At 37.9% G+C, this 25,364-nt stretch carries 18 protein-coding genes; 17 read left to right on the top strand and 1 reads right to left on the bottom strand.

Annotation, left to right across the window (positions count from 1 at the left end; translation table 11 throughout):
- Nucleotides 1-263 precede the first annotated feature (263 nt).
- The 7 genes from GKP30_RS01970 to GKP30_RS01940 all read left to right on the top strand — a co-directional run bounded on the left by GKP30_RS01970 (nucleotide 264) and on the right by GKP30_RS01940 (nucleotide 9,937).
- Complete coding sequence (locus GKP30_RS01970) at nucleotides 264-1,565, top strand: sugar ABC transporter substrate-binding protein (protein WP_216827703.1); 1,302 nt, start codon at nucleotides 264-266, stop codon at nucleotides 1,563-1,565.
- Nucleotides 1,566-1,751: 186 nt separating this feature from the next.
- Nucleotides 1,752-3,083: a carbohydrate ABC transporter permease gene (locus tag GKP30_RS01965; RefSeq protein WP_236034839.1), complete on the top strand. Its 1,332-nt coding sequence runs from the start codon at nucleotides 1,752-1,754 to the stop codon at nucleotides 3,081-3,083.
- 3 nt (nucleotides 3,084-3,086) lie between these two features.
- The gene (locus GKP30_RS01960; RefSeq protein ID WP_216827702.1) at nucleotides 3,087-3,932 is read left to right on the top strand and encodes a sugar ABC transporter permease; all 846 of its coding nucleotides are present in this window, start codon (nucleotides 3,087-3,089) and stop codon (nucleotides 3,930-3,932) included.
- A 232-nt stretch (nucleotides 3,933-4,164) separates the two neighbouring features.
- Entirely contained in the window at nucleotides 4,165-5,181 is a 1,017-nt protein-coding gene (locus tag GKP30_RS01955; protein WP_216827701.1) for a LacI family DNA-binding transcriptional regulator, read from the top strand.
- Between the two features lie 187 nt (nucleotides 5,182-5,368).
- Nucleotides 5,369-7,006 carry a glycoside hydrolase family 13 protein gene (locus GKP30_RS01950; RefSeq protein WP_216827700.1) on the top strand — a complete coding sequence of 546 codons (1,638 nt, stop codon included), beginning with the start codon at nucleotides 5,369-5,371 and terminating at the stop codon, nucleotides 7,004-7,006.
- A gap of 103 nt (nucleotides 7,007-7,109) precedes the next feature.
- Complete coding sequence (locus tag GKP30_RS01945) at nucleotides 7,110-8,777, top strand: glycoside hydrolase family 13 protein (RefSeq protein ID WP_216827699.1); 1,668 nt, start codon at nucleotides 7,110-7,112, stop codon at nucleotides 8,775-8,777.
- A gap of 161 nt (nucleotides 8,778-8,938) precedes the next feature.
- Entirely contained in the window at nucleotides 8,939-9,937 is a 999-nt protein-coding gene (locus GKP30_RS01940; protein WP_216827698.1) for an ROK family glucokinase, read from the top strand.
- A 219-nt stretch (nucleotides 9,938-10,156) separates the two neighbouring features.
- Here the strand turns inward: GKP30_RS01940 and GKP30_RS01935 are convergent, their stop codons facing one another.
- Nucleotides 10,157-10,930, bottom strand: a complete 774-nt coding sequence (locus GKP30_RS01935; RefSeq protein WP_216827697.1) for an AraC family transcriptional regulator — start codon at nucleotides 10,928-10,930, stop codon at nucleotides 10,157-10,159.
- Nucleotides 10,931-11,050: 120 nt separating this feature from the next.
- Here GKP30_RS01935 and GKP30_RS01930 point away from each other — a divergent pair, with 120 nt between their 5' ends.
- The 10 genes from GKP30_RS01930 to GKP30_RS01885 all read left to right on the top strand — a co-directional run bounded on the left by GKP30_RS01930 (nucleotide 11,051) and on the right by GKP30_RS01885 (nucleotide 25,222).
- Nucleotides 11,051-11,776, top strand: a complete 726-nt coding sequence (locus GKP30_RS01930; protein ID WP_216827696.1) for a ThuA domain-containing protein — start codon at nucleotides 11,051-11,053, stop codon at nucleotides 11,774-11,776.
- 17 nt (nucleotides 11,777-11,793) lie between these two features.
- Nucleotides 11,794-12,819 (top strand): Gfo/Idh/MocA family protein, encoded by a 1,026-nt coding sequence (locus GKP30_RS01925; RefSeq protein WP_216827695.1) that lies wholly within the window; start codon nucleotides 11,794-11,796, stop codon nucleotides 12,817-12,819.
- Nucleotides 12,820-12,837: 18 nt separating this feature from the next.
- Nucleotides 12,838-13,875: a Gfo/Idh/MocA family protein gene (locus tag GKP30_RS01920; protein ID WP_216827694.1), complete on the top strand. Its 1,038-nt coding sequence runs from the start codon at nucleotides 12,838-12,840 to the stop codon at nucleotides 13,873-13,875.
- A 27-nt stretch (nucleotides 13,876-13,902) separates the two neighbouring features.
- A complete protein-coding gene (locus GKP30_RS01915) occupies nucleotides 13,903-14,871 on the top strand; it encodes a sugar phosphate isomerase/epimerase family protein (protein WP_216827693.1) in 969 nt (322 codons plus the stop codon).
- 485 nt (nucleotides 14,872-15,356) lie between these two features.
- Complete coding sequence (locus GKP30_RS01910; RefSeq protein WP_216827692.1) at nucleotides 15,357-17,558, top strand: DNA topoisomerase III; 2,202 nt, start codon at nucleotides 15,357-15,359, stop codon at nucleotides 17,556-17,558.
- Between the two features lies 1 nt (nucleotide 17,559).
- On the top strand, nucleotides 17,560-18,519 hold the full coding sequence (locus tag GKP30_RS01905) for a Gfo/Idh/MocA family protein (RefSeq protein WP_216827691.1): 960 nt from the start codon (nucleotides 17,560-17,562) through the stop codon (nucleotides 18,517-18,519).
- A gap of 246 nt (nucleotides 18,520-18,765) precedes the next feature.
- A complete protein-coding gene (gene helD, locus GKP30_RS01900) occupies nucleotides 18,766-21,090 on the top strand; it encodes an RNA polymerase recycling motor HelD (RefSeq protein WP_216827690.1) in 2,325 nt (774 codons plus the stop codon).
- Nucleotides 21,091-21,450: 360 nt separating this feature from the next.
- Entirely contained in the window at nucleotides 21,451-22,557 is a 1,107-nt protein-coding gene (locus GKP30_RS01895) for a GerAB/ArcD/ProY family transporter (protein WP_216827689.1), read from the top strand.
- On the top strand, nucleotides 22,535-24,076 hold the full coding sequence (locus GKP30_RS01890; RefSeq protein ID WP_236034838.1) for a spore germination protein: 1,542 nt from the start codon (nucleotides 22,535-22,537) through the stop codon (nucleotides 24,074-24,076). The genes GKP30_RS01895 and GKP30_RS01890 overlap by 23 nt, the downstream gene beginning before the upstream one ends.
- A 3-nt stretch (nucleotides 24,077-24,079) precedes the next feature.
- Nucleotides 24,080-25,222 carry a Ger(x)C family spore germination protein gene (locus GKP30_RS01885; RefSeq protein WP_216827688.1) on the top strand — a complete coding sequence of 381 codons (1,143 nt, stop codon included), beginning with the start codon at nucleotides 24,080-24,082 and terminating at the stop codon, nucleotides 25,220-25,222.
- Nucleotides 25,223-25,364: the final 142 nt, after the last annotated feature.

Here is a 25,364-nt window from a genome sequence, read left to right as displayed (position 1 = left end):
AATGCAAGCGGTTGCCTTGGGGCGTGATCATTTATTCTTCAAAGTAAGATGAACTCGAATAATTTAGTATTAAATTCGAATAGAAAATAGCATTGTATTAGAAAATAAATGTATCGTACCCAATAACTATCACGTGTTGTCAAAATGTGTACAACCCTTAATGACCTTTATCATTTAAAGGAGGTGTAAAATACTTAGTCGTTTTGTAAGTAAAAGGATGTTCTATTATTTATTAATTATTCTTTAAAAAGGGGAAATTGATTATGTTAAAAAAGACAAAACTTTTAACTGCTTCTGTGTTGTTAACGTCAACAATGATGCTTGCAGCTTGTGGTGGAGCAGCAGATGAAGAAGTACAAGAAGATACGGGGATCGGTGAAGATACTACTGAAGAAACAGTAGAGGATTTTGAAATCGTTCCTGAAGAAGGTGCAGAGTTACTTTTATGGAGTGACGGTGACCAACAACTTGAATGGGCACAATTAATGGCTGAGAGATTTGAAGCTGAATATGGCGTGCCAGTTCAAGTAGAAGAAGTGAACCAAGAAGATGCTCCAGAGCGTCTAGCAACTGATGGTCCACAAGGAATGGCTGCTGACGTATTCGCATCAACGCATGACCGTATCGGACGTGCAATCTCAGCTGGTCTAGTTTTAGAAAACTTCTGGCCTGAAGAATATAGTAGAGATTTCATGGAAGCGGCAATCACAGCTACTTCATTCGAGGGTGAATTATTCGGATATCCATCTGGTATTGAAACATATGCCCTTTACTACAACACAGACTTAGTAGAAAAAACACCTGAAACAATGGAAGAGCTATTTGAAATGGCTGGTGATTTAACAGAAGGTAAACAATACGGCTTTATGATGGAGCCTGCTAACTTATACTTCTTATATGGTTTCCTTGGTGGACACGGTGGTTATGTTTTTGGTGATGACGGTACGAACCCAGAAGACATCGGTTTAAACAACGCTGGTGCTGTTGCTGGTACTGAAGAAATCTTACTGCCATTAAAAGAGTTAAATCCTGGTATGGCTGTAGAAGATATTACTTATGACGTTAGAACTGGTTTGTTTGAAGGTGGAGAATTAGCGTTCGACATTAATGGTCCTTGGGCTGTTCGTGGTTATGAGGATGCTGGAATTAACTTTAACGTAGCTCCACTGCCAGTTTTAAGCAACGGTGAAAACCCAACAACTTTCTCTGGAACTCGTGGTTTCTATGTTAATGCTTATTCTGAATTCCCAGATGCAGCGTCTTTATTAGCGAAATTTATTACAAATGAAGAAAACTTATTATCTGCTTACGAAATTACTGGTGCATTACCGCCGCGTTTTGCTTTAACAGAGCATGAAGATATTCAAAGTAACCCGATTTCTGTAGGTTTCTTAGAGCAAGCTACTCACGCTGTTCCAATGCCAAACATTCCTGAAATGCCACTTGTTTGGGGACCAATGGAAGCTGCGTTCACAGAAATTTGGAATCGTAATGTTGATGTTCAAGAAGCATTAGACCGCGCAGTAAATACAATTGAAACTGCTATTCGCGAGCAACAACAATAATTAATCTAGTAATAACGATGAATGCAATTTATCGTTATTACAATAAAAAAAAAGTCATTAAAATAATCAGTGAGTGTGGTATGAAGGTATAATCCCCCTAACCCCCTCACTGATTATCCATTTTATCCCGCAAATATATTAAGTTTTTTGACAGTTTACTTATTCCGTTTAAAGGGGGAATAATCAATGGCAAATCAATCAGAAATGAAAGTGTCACATAAAGACAAAAGTCATAGCAAAACAGCAGCTTTGCTATCTGTTCTCTTTATGGGACTAGGACAAATTTATAATAAGCAATATTGGAAAGGTATTTCTTGGGCAGTATTTGAACTTATTGTATTGATATTCGCAGTAAGACCGATTATTAGCGGTTTACATGGATTAATAACGTTAGGGGAACAGCCGCAAGTTAGACAAAGAGGGCGTATTATCGAGCAAGGTGACCACTCGATTTTGTTAATGGCTGAAGGATTAATGATGGTCATTTTATTACTCGTTATCCTAGCTATTTACTATCTAAGTGTTCGTGATGCTTACCTTGTAGGAAAATTACGTGAACTAGGTCAACCAATTAACAATTTTAAGGAATCTATGCGTAACGCATGGGATACGGGATACGCTTATATATTAATCGCACCAACTGCGACTGCTATGCTTTTATTAACTGTATTCCCGTTAGTATTTACAGCATTAATTGCTTTTACGAACTTCTCTTCACCAAACTATTTGCCGCCAAGGGCTTTAGTAGATTGGGTGGGGATCGAACAATTTCTTCGTTTATTTACAATGGAGTCTTGGAGAGGAACGTTCCTCGGAGTCTTTTCTTGGACAATCATTTGGGCAGTTTTGTCAACCGTTTTAGTTGTATTTGCAGGCCTTTTTGTAGCCGTTGTTTTATCACAAAAGATTGTTAAATATCGTAAGTTTTGGAGAAATATCTATATTATTCCTTGGGCTGTACCAGGGTTTGTAAGTATTCTTATTTTTAGAAATATGTATAATGGGCAGTTTGGTGTTATTAACGATATGTTAAGAACTGTGGGCTTGAACCCCATTCCTTGGTTATCAGATCCAATGTGGGCAAAAGTAGCTGTATTATTGACTAACTTATGGCTAGGCTTTCCGTTCTGGATGGCATTGTTTACAGCTGTATTAACAACAATTAGTAAAGAACTTTATGAAGCAGCTGAAGTAGATGGAGCAACAATCGTTCAACAATTTAGGAAAATAACATTCCCAATCGTTATGGTAGCTGCGACTCCGCTAATGGTCTTTACATTCGCATTTAACTTTAACCAGTTAACCTTTATTTATCTCATGACAGAAGGTGGCCCAACAAACGCAAACTACAACTATGCTGGTCATACCGATATCTTGTTATCATGGATTTTCAAAATGACATTAGATAATGGGCAATATGCGATTGCTTCTGCCGTTGCTTTAGTCGTCTTCTTGATCATTGCTGGATTTGCGTATTTCAACTTACGAAATACCAAAGCCTTGAAAGGGGATGTATAATAAATGCTTAACCCTAGAGTAAAAAAGACAATTAACATGGTTATTGTATATAGTATTTTAGTTTCACTCGTTATTATTTGTTTGTTCCCTGTGTACTTTATCTTTATCGGTTCAGTGAACCCTGGATCTTCACTACACACGTCGAGGATCTTCCCAAGCCCAGCAGAATGGAACTGGGGACATTACAAAACTTTATTTGCTGAACATGATTATATTACTTGGTATCGAAATACGATGTTTATCGCATTTTCAAATATGGTCATTTCAACGACTTTCGGAGTTTTATCAGGTTATGCTTTTTCAAAGTTTAAATTTAAAGGTAAAAAGCAAGGTTTAATGGCGATTATTATTCTTCAGATGTTTCCAACGATCATGGGGATGATTGCGATCTATACTTTATTAGGAACGTTTGGTCTTTTAGATACTCATCTTGGTTATATTCTTGTATTAGCTGCAGGTAGTGTCGCGTTTAATACATGGATTGTAAAAGGTTTCTTCGATGGTATTCCAAACAGTTTAATGGAAGCAGCGCGTATTGACGGAGCATCGAATACGGATATCTTCCTGAAAGTTATGCTTCCGCTGGCTACACCAATTATCGCATTCGTTGCCTTTAATAGCTTTGTTGGTGCGAGTATGGACTTCATTATGGCAGAGGTTATCTTGCGTTCAAGCAGTAACTGGACATTAGCACAAGGACTATTTACATTAGTTTCAGGACAAGCCAATAACAACTTTACTGTGTTCGCAGCAGGTGCAGTTCTTATTGCACTTCCACTTATGATCTTGTTCTTTGTGTTCCAACGGTATATTGTAGAAGGTTTAACGGCCGGTGCTGAAAAAGGATAATAAGTAATTAGAAGGTGATTTCAAGTGATTAAAGGATTTAAAATACTATCTATTATTTTGTTAGTACTTGCTGGTGGTCTATTCTTATACTCGGCGTTACTCATGTGGATTGTAACAACTTCATAATGAAATTCATTAGAAAATTGATAACAGTCAATAAAGGAAAAGATTGTCTTGTGTAGTGCTAAGGGCTAAAATATAGATGAAATCACTGTAGAGGAGGTGGATACCGATGGCGGTCACTATAAAAGATGTCGCTAAGCGGGCAAATGTAGCACCGTCGACGGTATCTCGTGTTATTGCAAATAGTTCACGTATAAGTGAAAAGACGAAAGAACGTGTCAGGGAAGCAATGAAGGAATTAGGTTATCACCCTAATCTAAACGCAAGAAGTTTAGCCAATAAAAGTACAAAAACCATTGGGGTAGTTATGCCCAACTCGGCAAAAATTGCGTTTCAAAATCCATTCTTCCCAGAAGTTATTCGGGGAATTAGTACGAAAGCGCACCAAGAAGGATACGGTCTCTATTTATCAACTGGTCAAACAGAAGAAGAGATTTATGAAGAAGTAAAGCAAATGGTATATGGGGGTCGAGTGGATGGAATACTGCTACTCTACTCTCGAGTAGACGATAAAATAATGCCCTTTCTTATTGAACAAGGCTTTCCGTTTGTACTGATTGGTAGACCTTATGATATTGATGAAGATCAAGTAACCTTTGTTAACAATGATAACTTTAAGGCAGCTAAAACAGTAACAGAGTATTTGATGTTGCTAGGTCATGAAAAAATTGGGTTTATAGGTGGAAATTTAGATTATGTCGTAACGATTGATCATCTAAAAGGATATAAACAAGCCCTAATCAATGCAAATATTCCTGTTAGAGACGAATACATTGTTCACCATGAAGAATTAGAAAAAGGTGGACAAGATGCGGTTATTGAGCTAATGTCTCTTGAACAACGCCCAACTGCACTTATTGTTGTTGATGATATTATGACCTTTGGTGTGTTGAAAATGCTAGCCGATATGAATGTAAATGTTCCTAGTGATATATCTGTCGTTAGCTTTAATAATGTAATGATTTCAGAACTTTCGTCACCTACAATGACAACCGTTGATATCCATATTTATGATCTAGGTTATCAAGCAACGAATTGTTTAATCAGCAAGATTAACAACCCTGACTATGGGGAGAAAAAGGTAATTGTACCTCATAGGTTAGTAAAAAGGCAATCTTGTAAATAGAAGTGGGGCTGTCCCATCACAAAGTGCAATTTTCTATCCAAGAAGAAGTTTAAGAAATGAAGACTTTCTACTAGACGTTTATACGTAATGGAGAACTAGGCACTATTGGGACACCCTTCTTTTTTATGAGAATTTTTATTAATATAGTTGGATATTAAAACTATTAGGTAAAAAAGGAGATATGGACATGGGTAAGACGTGGTGGAAAGAAGCAGTCGTATATCAAGTATATTGGCGTAGTTTCTATGATACAAATGGCGATGGATACGGGGATCTAGAAGGAGTAATCGACAAGCTTGATTACATTAAAGAGCTCGGTGTCGATGTGATTTGGTTAAATCCTTGTTATGAGTCGCCTGATTTTGATAACGGTTACGATATTTCAGACTACTATAGCATTATGGATAAGGCTGGAAACATGGAAACGTGGGAACGTCTTTTACACGAGATTCATCAGCGTGGGATGAAATTAATTATGGATCTTGTGGTTAATCATACTTCAAATCAGCACCCGTGGTTTATTGAGTCTCGCTCTTCTAAAAGTAATCCGAAACGTGATTGGTACATTTGGAAGGACTCTCATGACGGTAAAGAGCCTAACAATTGGCGATCTTACTTCACACCATCGGTTTGGGAGTATGATGAAAATACAAATCAATATTATATGCACTCGTTTGCAGTGGAACAACCAGATTTAAACTGGGAAAACGAAAAGGTTCGTCAAGAAATCTATAAAATGATGCGCTTCTGGTTAGATAAAGGTATTGATGGATTTCGATTGGACGTTATTAATTTACTTGCAAAATTAGAAGGTTTTCCGAGTGTTGAAAATCCAAATAATATTAACTATTTAGGTAATAACCCAGGTATTCACGAGTATTTACAAGAGATGCATCGAGAAGTGCTACAGCATTACGATATTATGACCGTTGGTGAAATTCCGTTCGTTACACCAGAAGATGGACTTCTTTATGTAGGAGAAGACCGTAAAGAGTTACATACATTATTCCATTTCGAGGTTGCAGATGATATGCCAACATGGGATATGGAACGGTTTAAAGAAATCCAAACACGCTGGTATGAGGGATTAAAAGGAAAAGGGACAAACTCACAGTTCTTGAACAATCACGATCACACTCGCCAAGTCACCCGTTATGGAAATGACCAAGAGTATCGGCTCGAATCGGCAAAACTATTAGCTACAATGATTCATACACTTCCAGGAATTCCATACATTTATCAAGGTGAAGAGATAGGAATGACAGGTGTTCGTTTTGATTCGATTGATGATTATAATGATATTGCGATGAAAAATAAGTATAAGGAAGAAGTCGAAAAAGGTCGTGACCCAGAAGAAGTATTCGAAAGTTTATTACTGTTAAGTCGTGATAATTCACGTACACCCATCCAGTGGGATGATACAGAACAAGCTGGCTTTACTACAGGCACACCATGGATTAAGGTTAATCCCAATTATAAAGAAATTAATGTAAAGCAAGCTTTGCAAGACCCTAATTCTGTATTTTTTTACTATCAAAAGTTAATCTCATTACGTAAAGAAAATCCTGTCATGATTTATGGCGATTATAAAGATCTTTCTCAAGATGAAGAAAAAGTTTACGTGTATACACGTACGTATGGAAGTGAAACGTGGTTAGTAATCTTAAATCATGCTGATGTCAAAGCGGACTATTCGCTGCCTGTAAATTTCAGTGCGCAAACGGTAGAACTTATTATTGCTAATTATACTGATGTAACAGACGAGGAAAACCTTCAGAATACAATACTACGTCCTCATGAAGCACGAATATACAAATTAAACTAAGCAAAGTTTGATGGAGAATAAAATATAAAAAATATCGTGCAAACGATTGCGCTAATGATGTAAATATGCTATTTTTATGGTAGAGAGAAGGAGGCGTTTGCTGATGAAAAAGAAATGGTGGAAAGAAGCAGTAGCTTATCAAATATATCCTCGTAGCTTTATGGACTCAAACGGTGATGGAATAGGTGATATTCAAGGGATCATTTCAAAGCTAGATTATTTAAAAAACTTAGGAATAGACGTTATTTGGATCTGTCCAATTTTTAGCTCGCCAAATGATGATAATGGTTACGATATTAGTGATTATAAAGGGATTATGGATGACTTCGGAACAATGGCTGACTTTGATCAACTTTTAAAAGAAGTTCATGACCGCGGTATGAAATTAATCTTAGATCTTGTCATCAATCATACATCTGATGAACACCCATGGTTTATTGAGTCGCGATCTACGAAAGAAAATCCATATAGAGACTACTACATTTGGCATCCTGGTAAAGACGGAAAAGAACCAAATAATTGGGAGTCCATTTTTAGCGGCTCGGCTTGGGAATTTGATGAAACGACAAAAGAATATTATATGCACGTTTTCTCCCGTAAACAGCCTGACCTTAATTGGGAGAATCCAAAAGTAAGAAGCGACTTATATGAAATGGTTAATTGGTGGTTAGATAAAGGGATTGATGGTTTCCGTGTTGATGCCATTTCGCACATCAAGAAGGTACCAGGTTTCCCTGACCTACCGAATCCAAACAATAAACGCTATGTCCCGTCGTTAGAAGGACATATGAATCGTGAAGGTATTCACGTTTTTCTTGAGGAACTTAAACGTGAAACGTTTGATAAATATGACATCATGACAGTCGGTGAAGCAAATGGTGTTAAAGTTAATCAAGCAGAAGAGTGGGTAGGCGAAGAAAAAGGTTGCTTTAATATGATTTTCCAATTCGAACACCTTGACCTTTGGGGTAAAAGTACCGATGGAGGTTTAGATCTCCCTGCTCTTAAAGAAACATTAACGAAATGGCAAAAAGGTCTTGATGGATTAGGGTGGAATGCATTATTCCTTGAAAATCATGATCAGCCACGTTCGGTTTCAACTTGGGGGAACAGTGAACAGTACTGGGAAAAGTCTGCAAAATGTCTTGCAACTATGTACTTTTTAATGCAAGGTACACCATTCATTTATCAAGGCCAAGAAATTGGAATGACAAATGTGAAATTTACGTCTATTGATGATTACAATGATGTAGCGATCAAGAACTTATATAAAAGTGAAATTGAAGATGGAAAAACCCATGAGGAGATCATGGAAGTTATTTGGAAAAATGGCCGAGATAATTCGCGAACTCCGATGCAATGGAATACAGATGCAAACGCAGGATTTTCGACAGGAACTCCTTGGTTGAAATTGAATGAGAACTATAAGGATATTAACGTAGAACAGGCAATGCAAGATCCAAATTCAATTTACCACTATTACAAAAAACTAATTGAATTAAGAAAAGGCGGCTTAGCTCTTGTCTATGGTACGTATGATCTTATTGCAGAAGATCATGAACAAGTATATGCCTATACTCGTACATTAAATAATGAAACCGTATTGGTTATCACGAACCTCTTTGCAGAAGCAACAGAATTTAGTTTACCAGAAAGCTTATTGAAAAAATCAGCACAATTGTTATTGAGTAACTATGATGGGGTTCTAGAAGAAAAGCTTGAAAATGTTACATTGAAACCGTACGAAGCAAGAGTGTATAAATTAGTCTAAGAATACGGAAAAGGTCACATGCGCAAACGTTTGCGATTAGGGAGTTTGAAACGTCAAAAGGATACTGGGGACAGTGTCCTTTTCGACTATTTAAGACTAAAAATCATTATTATTTTTTTGAATAGAATTGAGAGTATAAACAAGGAGAAGGAGTGGTCATGATGGAAGAGAGATGGCTCGTTGGGGTTGATATTGGGGGGACTACAATTAAACTAGCATTTGTAACAACAGATGGAGAGTTAGTGACAAAGTGGGAAATTCCTACAGATAAAACTAAAAATGGTCACCGTATACCAACTGACATAGCTAAATCAATTGATCAAAAGATGCTAGAATTAAACGTTCCTAAAGGAACATTACTTGCACTAGGTGTTGGCGCACCAGGACCTGTTAACTTTACAGATGGTTCAATTGAAGTTGCTGTAAACCTAGGATGGGAACACTTCCCGTTAAAAGCTCTACTAGAAAAAGAAACAGCTTTACCAGTTGTTGTTGACAATGATGCGAATTTAGCAGCACTTGGTGAGATGTGGAAAGGTGCTGGAGCTGGAGCTAACGATATGATTTTTGTAACACTAGGGACAGGTGTCGGGGGTGGCATTATTTCTAATGGCAAAATTGTTCACGGCTTAAATGGAGCTGGCGGTGAAATTGGTCACATCACATCAGTGATCAAAGATGGTGCAAGCTGTAATTGCGGAAAAAAAGGTTGTTTAGAAACGATCGCATCGGCAACAGGTATCGTTCGTCTCGCGCTAGAAGAAGTTAGCACGACGACACATTTTACTAGATTAAAAGATGTCTTTGAGGAAACACAAACGCTGACTGCAAAAGACGTGCTCGATTTAGCGAAAGAAGAGGATGGGCCTGCGAAAAAGGTAATCGATGAAGTGGCCCTGTACTTAGGTCTCGCATTAGCTAATTTAGCAAACGGGTTAAACCCTGAAAAAATTGTGATCGGTGGAGGAGTATCAAAAGCGGGAGATACTATCTTAGCTCCAATTAAAGAGTATTTTGTGAGTTTTGCATTCCCTAGAGTGTTTGATGGTATTGACATTACAATTGCTACGTTAGGAAACGATGCTGGTGTCATCGGTGCTGCATGGTTAGCGAATATGAGTGTCACAACAAATACAGGTGTAATAGAAATGTCGGTCTAACGCGAATTAGTCTAAACTTTGCACGTGTAGGGCACTCAGAAGCTCTTATTTTATGAAAGAGTCGAAGATTTCACATGAATTGTTGGAAATAAGGGCCTGTGAAGTCCGCAAAATAGATTAGTAGCTGCAAACTTTTAAACAAGTATTTAAAAGGACACAAACGCCCCGATTGAAGTCGGAGTGTATTGCGTCCTTTTATCTTCATCAGTTTTACCTTCTCTACTCCTTCTTTCGGTACTCCCCTGGTGACATCCCGTATTTCTTTTTAAACACTCTATGAAAATAAGGATACGTTCCGAAACCACTGTTGTGTGCGATGTGCTCAAGTGTCATCGACGTATATTTCATTTGATTAATGGCAGAAGATAAACGGATTTCTTGTACATATTCAATCATTGTTTTTCCGACGTTGCTTTTGAAAAGGTGGACGGCTCGAGAAACGCTAAGTCCAGCATGGCTTGCCGCATCCTCAACTTTTAAACCACTTGTCGCATGCTCTTCAATGTAACGCATCATTCTTGTAACAGGATAGGGTCGTCTAACAGTAGGGGCAACGTCATTAACCGCTCGCTCAAGTGAAACTAGTAATGCTTGCAGTAAATATTGAGAAAGTTCATGATCTTTCTCTGAAGTAGGCCTTCTCTGTTCAATGATAAGGTTACGCCAAAGTGAAAGGATTTTTTCATCAAGGTCAATCCGAGAAACAGTAGGCTTTACCGAACGCTCCCACCATTCGTCAACCCAGCAACCCTCGCAAAACAAGTGATAGTCACCACTTTTTTGATTGCCTTCAATGTGTAGATCATAATAATCACCAGGTTTCACTAGGAGAAGGTCTCCCTTTTTTATCTCAAATTTACGCTTATTAATTAAAGCTTCACAGTACCCTTCTGTTTGAAGGCGAACAAGATATCCGGTTAATTTTGTATTGTCGTTGGAATAATAACCTTTTGTATGATAGGAAAAACCACAAAAGCCAATATGTGTTTTCATAAAGCTTCCTTTCTAAAGAAATAGCAAAATAGTATATGTTTTAATTATATAATCTATTTTTAGTTACTGCTATATCACATATGATGGAGTCAAATAAGAAATGTAAAAGGAGAGAGATATATGATCAATGTAACAGTTTGGAATGAAAATCGTCACGAACAAAAAAATCCAGTAGTTAAAGATATTTATCCAGAAGGAATTCACGGTGCTATTGCTAACTTTTTAGATGAAGAAGACATCATTGTGAAAACGGCTACACTAGATACTCCAGAACACGGATTAACAGAAGACGTTTTAAATACAACTGATGTACTTGTTTGGTGGGGACATCTTGCTCATGATGAAGTTGATGATGAGATCGTTGAAAAAGTCAAAGAACGAGTTCTTGATGGGATGGGATTGATCGTTCTTCATTCGGGTCACTTTTCTAAAATCTTCAAGACATTAATGGGTACAACGTGTGATTTAAAGTGGCGTGAAGCTGACGAAAAAGAAAGACTCTGGGTCATCGATCCGAGCCATCCGATCGTTGAAGGAATCGGTGAATATATTGAACTAGATAAAGAAGAAATGTACGGGGAGCATTTTGATATTCCAGCACCTGACCAATTGATCTTTATGAGTTGGTTTGAAGGTGGGGAAGTTTTTAGAAGTGGTTGTACATATCAACGTGGAAACGGAAAGATTTTTTATTTCCGACCAGGTCATGAAACGTATCCTACTTATTACAACAAGGAAATTCAACGAGTAATTAAAAATGCAGTGGAATGGACGGCTCCGACGAAACGAAAGAGACCTGTCTACGGAAACGCTAAGCCATTAGAAGAAATTAAACCTAAAAACTAAGTTGAGGAGTGTCATCGATGAGCAAAATTAGAATAGGAATTATCGGTTGTGGGAGTATTGCAAAACATCGCCATATGCCTGAATACGCAAATAATGAGCAAGCTGAAATTGTAGCAGTTTGTGACATTGTTGAAGAACGTGCACAAGAATTTTCTGAAAAATATGAAGCTAAAGCTTATATGGATTATGAAGAGTTATTACAAAATGCAGATGTTGATGCGGTAAGTGTTTGTACGCCAAACTATTTACATGCGCCTGTTTCGATAGCGGCATTACAAGCAGGAAAACATGTCCTTTGTGAGAAACCAATGGCCACTTCACGTGAAGATGCCTTTGCGATGATTGAAGCGGCGAAACAAAGTAATAAGAAATTAATGATTGCTCATAACCAACGTTTTGTACCGTCTCATCAAAAAGCCAGACAGTTAATTGAAAATGGTGAGATAGGAAAAATTTATAGCTTCCGTACATCATTTGGTCACGGTGGCCCAGAAGGCTGGAGTGCTGATGGAACAGACAGTTGGTTCTTTAAAAAAGAACAAGCTTACATCGGCGCCATGGGTGATCTCGGTGTTCATAAAACCGATTTATTACGATACATCCTTGGAGAGGAGTTTGTGGAAGTAGGGGCATTTGTTGAAACAAGTGCAAAAGAAAACACAGACGTAGATGATACAGCTGTTTGTGTATTAAAAACTGAAAGTGGCATTATCGGTACACTTGCTGCAAGCTGGTCTTACGTTTCAAAAGAAGATAACTCAACGATTATTTATGGAGAGAATGCGATCCTTCGTCTTGAAGATGACCCTGTCCATTCAGTTATTGTTCAATATAAAAATGGTGAAGTCGTTAAGTATGAGCTAGGGGGAATCCAAACGAACGAATCGGGGGGACAAACGAATACCCAAGTGATTGATCATTTTATCAATGCGATAATAGAAGATCAGCAACCACTTGTTACTGGTGAAGAAGGACTTAAGTCCCTACAGGTTGTTCTTTCTGCACTTGAGTCAAATGAAACAAAACGAATTACCAGCGTGTAAGTGAAAGGTGAGTCTAGCATGAGTAAATTACGTATGGGTATTATTGGGGCAGGTGGGATTGCTCAAGATCGGCATATCCCAGCCTTCCTAAAGCTAGCCAACGATGTAACGGTTGTAGCAGTTTGTGATGTGAACGAAACGACAGCTAAAGCTGCTGCTGAAAAGTTTAATATTGAAAAGGTATATACGAATTATCGCGACCTTTTCCATGAGGTAGATGCGGTAACGATTTGTACACCGAATAAATTTCATGCGGAAATTACGATCGCAGCTCTAGATGCCAGTGTTCACGTGTTATGTGAAAAGCCGATGGCGATGAATACAGACGAATGTACAGCAATGATTGATGCTCGGGACAGGTCGGGTAAAGTTCTTTCGATTGCGTACCATTACCGCTTTATGAAAGACTCTAGAGCTGCAAAGAACGTCATTTCAGAAAATGAAATAGGCACACCGATTGTCGCACGTGTGCAAGCACTTAGAAGACGAAAAGTCCCAGGGTGGGGTGTCTTTACAAATAAAGAACTACAAGGTGGAGGTAGTTTAATCGACTACGGTTGTCACTTTTTAGATTTATCTTTATGGCTTCTTGGTAGTCCTAAACCTGTTGAAGTCGTTGGAAAAACATATAACAAACTTAGTAAAATGCCTAACCAGATCAATGAATGGGGCACTTTTAATCACGAAACGTTCGATGTCGATGATCATGTAACAGCGTATGTTCGCTTTGCAAACGGAGCAACGATGTTATTTGAAACGTCATGGTCAGCTAACATAAAAGAAGATGTGGAACGAGTAAGTATATCTGGAGAAACAGGTGGAATTGATTTATTCCCGTTTGAACTCAATCAAGCCAAGCATGGGATGCTTCTTAACAGTCAAGCAAACTACATTGGTGGAGAAGACAATCCAGGTCTTCCCCAAGCACAAAACTTTATCGATGCTTGCTTAGGGCGGAATGAATTGATTGTTAAGGCTGAAGAAGCACTTGAAGTTTCAAGAATTATTGATGGTATTTATAAAAGCAGTGAAACGGGTAAGAGTATTGAGCTTTAACTTAACGGAAAGTAAGGAGGGCATAGTATGAAATTAGGTGTATTTACGGTTTTATTTTCACAAAAAAACCTTGACGAAATGTTAGATTATGTCAAGACGGCTGGCGTAAAAGCAGTTGAGATTGGAACAGGTGGTTATCCAGGGAATGCCCATTGCGATCTCGATGCGCTTTTAGAAAGCGAAGAAAAGCGAAAAGAATACAAAGAAAAAATTACGTCTAGAGGCCTTGAAATCAGTGCCTTTAGTTGTCATGGAAATCCGATTTCTCCTGATAAAGCATTTGCTGAAGAATCGGATATCGTCCTAGGTAAGACGATTAGGCTGGCGAATTTAATGGGAGTTCCTGTAGTCAATTGCTTCTCGGGAACAGCAGGTGATCATGAAGGTGCGAAATACCCGAATTGGCCTGTTACACCTTGGCCGAATGAATACGGTGATGTATTAAAGTGGCAATGGGAAGAAAAGTTAATTCCATACTGGAAGAAGATGGGCCAGTTTGCGAAAGACCACAATGTCAAAATTGGCTTAGAGCTTCACGGAGGTTTTTTAGTTCATACTCCGTATACACTTCTTAAATTACGTGAGGAAACGTGTGATGCAATCGGGGCTAATCTGGACCCAAGTCACTTATGGTGGCAAGGAATTGATCCAGTGGCTGCGATTAAAATATTAGGAAAAGCCAATGCTATCCATCACTTTCACGCGAAAGATACGTACATCGACCAAGAAAACGTGAATATGTACGGGTTAACAGACATGCAGCCATACGGTGAAGTCCAAACGAGAGCATGGACGTTCCGTTCAGTCGGTTGCGGTCATAGCATTCAAGAATGGTCAGATATGATTAGTGCATTACGAGTTTACGGGTATGATTACGTCGTCAGCATTGAGCATGAGGATCCAATCATGTCGATTGAAGAAGGCTTTGCTAGAGCCGTAAAAAACCTTAACTCCATTATTATTGAAGAAAAACCTTCTGATATGTGGTGGGTGTAAATTATAGAAAAACTACGAAAAAGCACGGGACTCGTTATCGGTTCCCGTGTATTTTTGCATATGACAACTATATTTTTGTTAATCAACGGAAGTTATGTTTTTCAGTGGAACTTTAAATATATCGACGAAATATTGATTTTTCGTCGAAACTTCCGATACCCGTCACAACCCCAACTAATGAACGAGGTTTCATATCATCACATTTTAGAAATTATTATGAGACGTTTAATGTTATAGTTAATTCTTCTGAAATCTTTACTATTCCAAGGGGCAACTGTAGGTTTTACATATAGAATGAGAGACATATCTTTACGAATATTAAAAGAAAATTTCACGTGCTGTAATGACTCCTTTCATATATACTTAGTGAATGGAAAAGTAGATTCATATAGTAAAGGCGCTAATATTGATAGTGTGTATACTTAGCACTGTTGTTAAGCCTTATCTATTAAAAACTATGAACAGCCATTAGTGAGGTTAAATCGATGGAAATTATTATTGCGGAAAAGCCAGACCAAGGGTTAAAACTAGCATCGCCCTTTCAATTTAAGCGTCGTGATGGGTTTATTGAAATCCTTCCGAATGAAGTGTTTAAAAATGGTGCTTATTGTACGTGGGCGATTGGTCATTTAACAGAGCTATGTCCACCTGAATTTTATAAGCAAGAATGGAAGACGTGGAAGCTACAAACATTACCGATCATTCCAGAAAAATTTCAATATAAAGTGACGAAATCAAAATATAAACAGTTTACTATCGTAAAGCAATTATTAAATAAACATGAAGTGTCTCGAATTATACATGCAGGAGATGCAGGGAGGGAAGGGGAGTTAATTGTCCGTAACATCATCCAATTAAGTGGCGTGAAAAAGCCGATGAAGCGGTTGTGGATCTCATCGCTGACCAATAAGGCAATCATCGATGGTTTTTCTAAACTTTTGGATGAGACGGATACGAGAACCACTTACTATGAAGCCTATTCAAGAGCTTGTGCCGATTGGCTCGTTGGTATGAATGCGTCCCGTGCTTACACCTTGTTGTTGCAACAAAGAGGAATATCTGATGTGTTTTCACTTGGACGAGTGCAAACCCCAACACTTGCGCTCATTGTGAAAAGGGAAAAAGAAATTGCTAACTTTCAATCGAAACCATTTTGGGAAGTTAATGCTACTTTTGATGTTCAAGGAAAAGTTTACAAGGGGAAGTGGCATAAGGACGAGGAAACACGTTTAGATGACGAAGCTATGGCAAACAAAATCCGTCAGTTTTGTGAAGAAAAAGAAGCAGCAATTCAATCCGTTGAAAAAGAACGAAAAGAGTTTCAGCCCCCTTACCTTTTTAATTTATCAGCCTTGCAAGCAACGGCAAACAGTTTGTATAAGTTTTCACCGCAAAAAACGCTGGAGATTGCTCAAAAGCTTTATGTAAAAGGACTGATCTCTTATCCGCGTTCTGACTCAAGTCACGTTACAAAAGAAGAAGCAAAAATGTTTCCAGAAATTTTACGAAAGCTACTACATTTTGACGACCTCGGTTCATTCTTCCCTGTACCACAGCCTTCCATCCTCGATAACAAACGATATGTGGATGAAAAGAAAGTAAGTGACCACTATGCAATTATACCGACTGAACAAGTTCCGCAACTTGCTAAACTAAGTCCTGATGAACAACAAATCTATTTGCTCATTGCAAAACGACTGATTGCAGCTCACTATGATCAGGCAATTTTTGATTATACGACGATACACACCGTTGTTGATGAGCGAGCGATGTTTATTTCAAAAGGAAAACAAGAAGTTCAAGCTGGTTGGCGAAAAGTCATCTATAGTGGGAAGAAAAAACAAAAACGTGACGACGATGACCAAGACTTACCACTTGTACAAGAAAAAGAAACAGGTACTGTCAAAAAAGTTGAAGTAAGACAAGGAAAAACCGAACCGCCCAAAAGGTATACTGAAGGTCAACTCATTACGTTAATGAAAACAGCAGGTAAGCATCTTGAAGACAGTGACTTAGTGAAAGTTTTAAAACAAACAGAAGGACTGGGTACAGAAGCAACACGTGCTGGTATAATCAAAGGTTTAAAAGATCGTAAGTATATTGAAGTGAAACGAAATCAAGTTAGTGCAACGAATAAAGGCATATTATTAATAGATTCCATAGGAGAGAGCCTACTATCATCTCCAGAAATGACGGCTAAGTGGGAACAACGTCTTCATGAAATTGGAGAAGGTACTGCCTCGCCTAGTGATTTTATGAATCAAGTAAAAAAGCTCTCACTCAAATTGATAGAAGATGCGGTTAAGCAAAGTGAGTCCTGGAACTTTTCCTCGTACAATCTAGAAGAGTTTAGAAGTCGAAGAAAAGGGAAGAAAACAAGGGGAGCTAAAACAAGAGGAACGAAAACGCCAGGAACAAAAATCGGTACTTGTAAGAAATGTAATGGTGATATTGTTGATAAAGGAACATTTTATGGTTGTTCGAATTACACGACGAAGAAATGTAATTTCACGATTTCAAAAAAACTTCTAGGAAAAACCGTATCGCAAGCAAATGTAAAGAAATTGCTTAAGGGAGAAGAAACGAACGTTATTAAAGGGTTTAAAAAAGGCGATAATACATTTGACGCGAAATTATCGTTCGTTGATGGTAAACTAAAATTCGTATATTCGGGAGAGGGTGAATGATTTGCGTAAAAAAAGAGTTGGAATTGTTGGTTTAGGAGTGGTTGGACAACGGTTAATTAAAGAATTTATGGCCAATGCTCATACTGAAATTGATGCTGTTTGTGATGTAAATGAAACACTGGCAAACAAAACGGCAGCTGAATGTGGTGGGGTAACTGCTTTGACTGATTATGAGCAATTAGTGCAAAGAGATTCGCTCGACATTGTTTATGTTGCTGTTCCCCCAGCCTATCATCATGCAGTTGTTCTCGCTGCGATTAAAAATGGGAAACATGTTTTATGTGAGAAGCCATTAGCTAACTCACTTCAAGAAGCAGAGGAGATGTTAGCGTATGCTGAGCAAGCAGACATTGTCCATGCCATTCACTTTCCATTACCTTACAATGCACCTTTTACAACGATAAAAAAACGGGTTGAGAAAGAGGATTTAGGAGAAGTAAGACGAATTTCTTTAAAATTGCATTTTGACGTGTGGCCTCGTGTGTGGCAACAAACTCCGTGGATTGGCACTCGTGAACAAGGTGGATTTATCCGTGAAATTATGCCGCACTATTTACAAATGATTGTTCATATGTTTGGAAAAGTAACTAACGTCGACTCCCAAATAGAATATCCAGAAGATCATGAGAAAAGTGAAATTGGTTTAATCGCAACTTTAACGTTGGAAAGTGGTTTACAAGTGTTAGTGGACGGTCTTGTTGGACAAGCTGAAAAAGAGAAAATTGCTTTTACAATCCATGGTACGAAGCAAACGATTGCGTTGGAAGACTGGAGAGTAGTGAAACAAGCTCGTCGTGGGGAAGAATTAGCTATCATTGAACCGAGTGATTTGGTATCGTCTCCAATAAACTTAATCGATGAATTTGTAAAGGCGACAGAAGGTGAAGAAGCATTCTTAATTGATTTCAAAGAAGGTCTACTCGTCCAAGAAGTGCTAAAATCATTGTTGGCTTCAAATTAAGCTGTAGAAAAATGTTCGTGGATAGATAAATGAACGCTTTTACACATAACATTAAATTATAGACATCAAGAAGGACGTATCCACATGGAAGGAACGTCCTTCTTTGTCTAAAACAGGAATAAATTATACGTATTCTAACAAAGATAAGAGGTAGTTTTTCTAAAGTCAAATTGCAGTGTGTCTAGCTACAGCCATCAAACAGACACCTTCCGCTTTTCTTAGATACGATCTGCTAGGAGTGAAGTTATGACTGAAAAGAACAAGGATTGGCAAGTAGAACAAGAACGAGTCGATTTCGTTATTAATAAAATTAATGAGCGAATACACGAATTAAAGGACCAGCTAGGCGATGTAAAAGTAGACGTTGTCGACATCAGAAGGAAGTTTTGGGACGATGTGACCGTAAATTTTGATAATGCCGAAGAAGCAGCTGAAACGTTTGCAAGTATAAAACAACAAGCTGAGCTATTGTCAGAAAGAGAGCGTAGACATCGTCATTCGATGAACGAGTTGCGTAATTTACATAAATTAGAGAAGTCACCGTACTTTGGTAGAGTTGATTTTCTTGAAACTGGAGAAAACGAGACTGAACAGGTGTATATCGGGACTTCTTCGTTCGTCGATAAAAATGGCGTCGACTTTTATGTGTACGATTGGCGTGCGCCGATCTCAAGCTTATATTATGACTACGGGCCAGGGACGGCACAATATGAAACGCCTTCTGGAATTATTGTTGGTACGATGGAAGGAAAAAAGCAATATATCATCCGAAACGGTGAGCTTTTACATATGTTTGATACAGGAATTACGATTGGAGATGAAATGCTTCAAACCGTTCTTGGGGCTCAAGCAGATTCGCAAATGAGAAGCATCGTTGCAACGATCCAAAAAGAACAAAATCAAATTATTCGTAATGAAAAAGCAAGACTGTTAATTGTGCAAGGAGTAGCTGGAAGTGGAAAAACTTCAGCAGCTCTACAACGAGTAGCTTATTTATTGTATCGATACCGCGATACACTATTAGCCGAAAATATCGTCTTATTTTCACCAAACTCCATGTTTAATAGTTACGTATCTAGCGTCCTACCAGAGCTAGGTGAAGAGAATATGCAACAGACGACATTTCAAGAATACTTAGAACATCGATTAGGTAATTCGTTTACGATAGAAGATCCATTTTCTCAAATGGAATTTGTTTTGACCAAAACAAAAGATATATCTTACCAAGTTGGTATTGCAGGCATCCAATTGAAATCGTCACTCTTATTTATGCAGGTAATTGATGAGTATTTAAATCTTCTAAAACAAGATGGAATCATTTTTAAAGGGCTAAAATTCAAAGGGCAAGCCTTATTTTCAAGCGCAAGGATCAAAGAGTATTTTTATGCTTTAGATCAAAATTTACCGATACCTAATCGAATGAATTTAACCTCAGAATGGTTACTGAAGGAGCTACGAACGTTTGAGCTTCAGCAGCGTAAAGAAGAGTGGGTTGAACGTGAAATGGAGCTATTAGATAAGGAAGCTTATTTAAAAGCCTACCATAAACTCCAAAAAAACAGTCAAAACAACGATGAATTTTATGATTTTGACAGGGAAAAAGAAATTCTTGCTGCGATCATTGTGAAAAAACGTTTGAAAAAAATCAAAAGATATATTGAGAATTTACAGTTTATTGATGTAAAAGCAACGTACCTTCAATTATTTAGGAAAACAGAGTATGTTAAGCGTTATTCGGATCAATTACCGAAGGAGTGGACTGATATTTGTGTTTCAACGACTGAAAATATCGAACAAAATCATCTTCGTTATGAGGATGCGACACCTCTTCTTTATTTAAAAGGTCGGCTTGAAGGTCTTCAGGTGAACACGTCGATCCGTCACGTGTTTATTGATGAGGCACAAGATTATTCTCCGTTTCAATTTGCTTTCATTAAAAGTTTATTTCCACGGGCAAAGATGACGGTACTTGGCGACTTAAATCAGTCCATTTATGCTCATTCTTCCGTCAATAGTTTTGAAGCATTACGCTACTTATTTCAAGAAGACGAAATGGAGCAATATCAGCTAACACGTAGTTATCGTTCGACTTATCAAATCGTCGAGTTTACAAAAGAGATTATCGGTGCAAATATCGACCCTTTTAACCGACAAGGTGAAAAGCCAACGGTTGAATTAGCCGCTGATCATAATGATCTTCATTCAAAAATAAGCGGGAGAATTAAATCGCTTCAAGCCAATGGACTAGAAACGATCGCAATTATTTGTAAAACGGCTGAGGAAACAGAAAATGTTTATGAACATTTAAAAGAATTAGTACCTCTTCGAATGATAACGAAACAATCAACAGGTTATGAAGCAGGTGTGCTTGTAATTCCATCTTATTTATCTAAAGGAGTTGAGTTTGATGCTGTCATTATTTACGATGCATCAAACATAAAATATCACGAGGAAAGTGAACGGAATTTATTTTATACTGCTTGTACAAGGGCGATGCACTCACTGGACCTTTTTTATATAGGTGAAAAGAGTCGATTTATACAAAATATTTCTGAAAATACATTTAAATAAAAGTGATATGGGAAAGTGTCTAAGCTCTTATTATGAGGAGTTAGGCACTTTTTTCATTGGTATGGATAAGTCCACCTTTAATAGGATACATAAATTAAAATACTATAGCTTATAAGATCAGCAAGGCACGGACAATACTTGGCTAATAAAATTACATAAACTCAACAGCAATGGTAAATATTATATTTATCCCGTTTAACTGGCGCTAAGACACCCAATTCAAGCCTTTGAGGAAGTAAAGGCTAAGTGGGAGATAAGCGCCAATAACAACCCGATTGGTTCAACTAATTTTCAGTGGGGGATGCAGAAAACCCCCTCTGAAAAAGGTTCACTTTATCAAATTTATTGGACGAGGTAGCTATGAAACATACGGATGCAGTCAGTTTTTTTGCACTAATATTAATTATCATCACTTCAGTTGGACTTATGAATCATGTCATTATTATTCCAGCCTTGTTGGAATCAGCTGGTAGAGATGCATGGGTTTCGGTTATTTGTGCTTGTTTGGTAGCGCTTATTTGGGTGCCATTAATCTATTTTATTACGAAGAAAACCAAGCAAGAAAATTTATATCTATGGTTAAGCAGGAGTGTCGGAAAAGGAGTAGCTGCGGTTATAGTTGGCGCAATTAGTGTTTATTTATTGGTATTAGCCACTGTAACGATCATCGATCTTTCGGAATGGACAGTTATTACTTATTTGCCTCGAACTCCATCAATTGTCATTGTAATCGTTTTCTCAGTACTTTGTTTCTTAGCAGCCATTACAAACTTAAGAACGATAGCTACTATTAATGGAATTCTATTACCTGTCGTAATAGTTTTTGGGCTTTTTGTCATGCTAGCAAACGAACCAAATAAGGATTACTCTTTATTACAACCTGTTTTAGAACGAGGGTTTGACCCTTCAATTTACTACGGAATGATCTATTCAGGAGCAGGTTTGGTAGAGATAATTGTTATTTTATTTATTCAGCATAAGGTGAAACCATCTATAAAGTTGGTGCCTATACTCTTAACGACGGCCTTTCTCGCTACTTTAACTCTCGGTCCTTTAATTGGGGCTATTGTTGAATTTGGTCCTGCGGAAGCTGCGAGACAAAGATTTCCAGCCTACGAGGAGTGGGCGTTAGTTACGATCGGTCGCTTTATTGAACACGTTGACTTTTTATCGATATATCAATGGCTGACTGGTGCGTTTATTCGGATTACTTTTTTACTTTTTCTTGTCCCAGAGATATTTAATGTTCATCAACCTAAAAAGCGAGCCCAGTTATTAGCCGTTTTCTTTTCTCTCATGATAGCAATGACTCTCATTCCGCGAAAAGATTTCCAATTTTTGTTTTTTATTTCGACCTATCTCTTGCCGTTTTCTCTTATATTCGTAATTGCACTGTCAATTCTACTTTTAACGGTTACATTTTTAAGCAAAAAGAAGGGAAATGATGCTACCCATGAGATTACATAAGTGGTTAAAAAAGTCGAAAAAAATAACTGAAATTCCGCACAGTCACTCAACAAATCAACCTCCACCAAGAAAGGTCAATTACAAAACGTTTCAAGAAATGTTTGCTTTTTGCGAAGATGTTAGGATTGAGCCACTGATGTTTAAAAATTATCGTGGGGATGAAGAGAGAGTCCTTTTCGTGTATTCACCAGGGCTATGTAATACTGAATTAATAATTGAAAGAATTATACCGAGTATAGAGAAGCTTTTTGAAACTACGGAGTACTTAAATGCGATAACGGTTAAACAATGGAAAGTTTCATCTTTAGAACCAGTTGAAGATACCGAGCAACTATGTCGAGAGGTTTTCCATGGAAAGTTAGTTGTTTTTTTTGAAACACTTAAAGAGTCCTATCAAATTGATATTTCTAATTTCCCTGATCGAAGTCCAGAAGAAGCGAATACAGAGGTTTCTGTTTTAGGTCCTAGAGATGGCTTCATCGAAAATATTGGTACGAATATAGCTTTAATTAGAAAACGTCTTCCGACAAACTCACTAAAATACGTAAAATATGTTATTGGTACGAGGTCAAAAACGAAAGTCGGCTTATTGTATGTCGATGACATTACGAATAAAGAAACGCTATCGCAAGTCAAAGAGCGAATCGAAAACATCGATATTGATACTTTGTTTAGTACCAATCAAATGATGGAGTTACTTAGCGCCAAGAGATTTCAGCTCTTTCCTACTTTCGAATATACAGGTCGAACTGATTTTGTAGTCGACTCGTTAATGAGGGGCAGATTTATTATTTTCGTTGATGGTGCACCAACGGCATTAATTGGTCCAGCCAATTTATTTTTATTGTTGAAAAGCGCAGAAGACTCTGAATACTCGTTTGTTTATACTTCATTTGAAAGGATATTACGGCTATTTGGTTTATCAGTAGCAGTGTTTCTTCCTGGGTTTTGGATTGCGTTAGTTACCTTTCATCAAGATCAAATTCCAGTTATGTTATTAGCGACCTTAGTAACATCGAGGATGGGGGTTCCGCTACCATCACCCCTTGAAGCATTAGTGATGTTAGGTTTGTTTGAGTTGTTCCGTGAAGCTGGAGCACGACTTCCATTAGCGATTGGTCAAACGTTAACTGTAGTAGGTGGTTTAATTATAGGAGATGCTGCGATTCGTGCAGGTTTAACAGCACCAGGGATGGTCGTGGTTCTTGCGACATCATTAGTAGCTACTTTTACACTAATCAATCAATCATTAATTGGTGTACTTAGTATTTTAAGGATCGCTGTTGTAATCGTATCAAGTTTTTTAGGGATGTTCGGGTTTATCGTTTCGGCTTTTTTAGTTCTATTGTATGTAGCGAACCTAAGAACGTTTGGTGTCCCTTACCTGGCACCGCTATTTCCTATTTCTTCAGTTAAGGACTTGTTAGACAGTGTCCTCCGACCTTCTTGGAAAACGTTAAAGCAGCGTCCCAGTTTATTAGATCCGATTGATCGTACGAGGCAAACTAGTGAGGAATAGTACATGAAAAAGTTCCTTATTCTTTTTTTAACCGTATTTCTTTTAACGTCTTGTATCAACGCAAAACAGTTGGAACGGATGTACTACATTCATGTCATTGGTATAGATTACGTAGATGGTCTTTATGTGGCGTATGCTCAACTATTAAATTTTGCAACCATAGCTAGAGGAGAAGCTGGTGGTGGTGGTGGTGAACAGCATGAAGCCATTGTTGGTAAGGGTGTCGGTGAAACGGTCGATACAGCTGTACATAATTTATATCATTCAACTGCTCAACGAATTTTCTGGGGGCATCTCGCTGCCGTTGTGTTAAGCGACGCTGCGATCGAGCAAGAAATAGCTGAAAGTTTAGATTTACTTTTACGTTACCATGAAATCCGTTATACACTGTGGTTGTTTACAACAAATGAACCATTGGAGGATCTTTTAGCTACGTTCCCAGTCCTTGAAGCATCCCCTGTTTTAGGGACATTAGGGAATCCCACGGATAGTTATGCGCAGAGCTCTTTTATACCACCTATTCGTATGCATCGGTTTATTTCCGATTTAAATGAACCTGGGAAGACGGCCTTTGCTCCGCATTTAACTATTGATAAAGAACAGTGGTTTGACGGGAAAGAACTTTTCCCAGCTATCCATATGGATGGAGTAAGTTTATTAACAAATAAAAAATATAAAGGGACATTGACTGATTTAGATGTGGTTGGTTTCCGTTGGCTTCAAGACACGACAGAGAGGGCACCGATCGTTATTAACCATAAGGGTGAGCCAGCTAGTGTGGTTATGATGGAAAACCCAGATGCACAGATCACACCAATTGTAGAAGGATCTTCTGTTCAATTTGACATCGAAGTAGAAGTAAAAGGTAATGTAATCCAAATGATGGATTCTGTCTCCTTGGAATTAATTGAGGAACAAGCCCAGCAAGTGATTGAAAATGAAATTAGAAAAACGTTTGAAAAAGGGCTAGAAATATATGCTGATATCTATCGATTATCCTATGCATTTTACCAGAATAATCCAGAAGTGTGGAGAAAGTTAACGGAAAATGAAGAACTTCCATTAACGAAGGAGTCTTTAAAAGATATTACTGTGAAGGTTAAAATACACAATGCAGGGAAAAACAAATTGCGCCCATTACAATAGTAAAGTTAGAATAGTGAGAAGCCATAGGTTTGCTATGGCTTCTTTTTGAATAAATAACAATTTTTAAGTAAAGGTATAACAAGAATTGTGTCGAATAGTACGACTTAAGTTACGCAAATATCAGCACTTATCACCCCAGTAA

Origin of the sequence: Alkalihalobacterium elongatum, assembly GCF_019024285.1 — a bacterium.
In the GTDB taxonomy this organism is placed as follows: Bacteria; Bacillota; Bacilli; order Bacillales; family Bacillaceae_F; genus Alkalihalobacterium; species Alkalihalobacterium elongatum.
The sequence above is the reverse complement of the archived record's forward strand: the minus strand, read 5'-3'. Positions and strand labels throughout refer to the sequence as shown.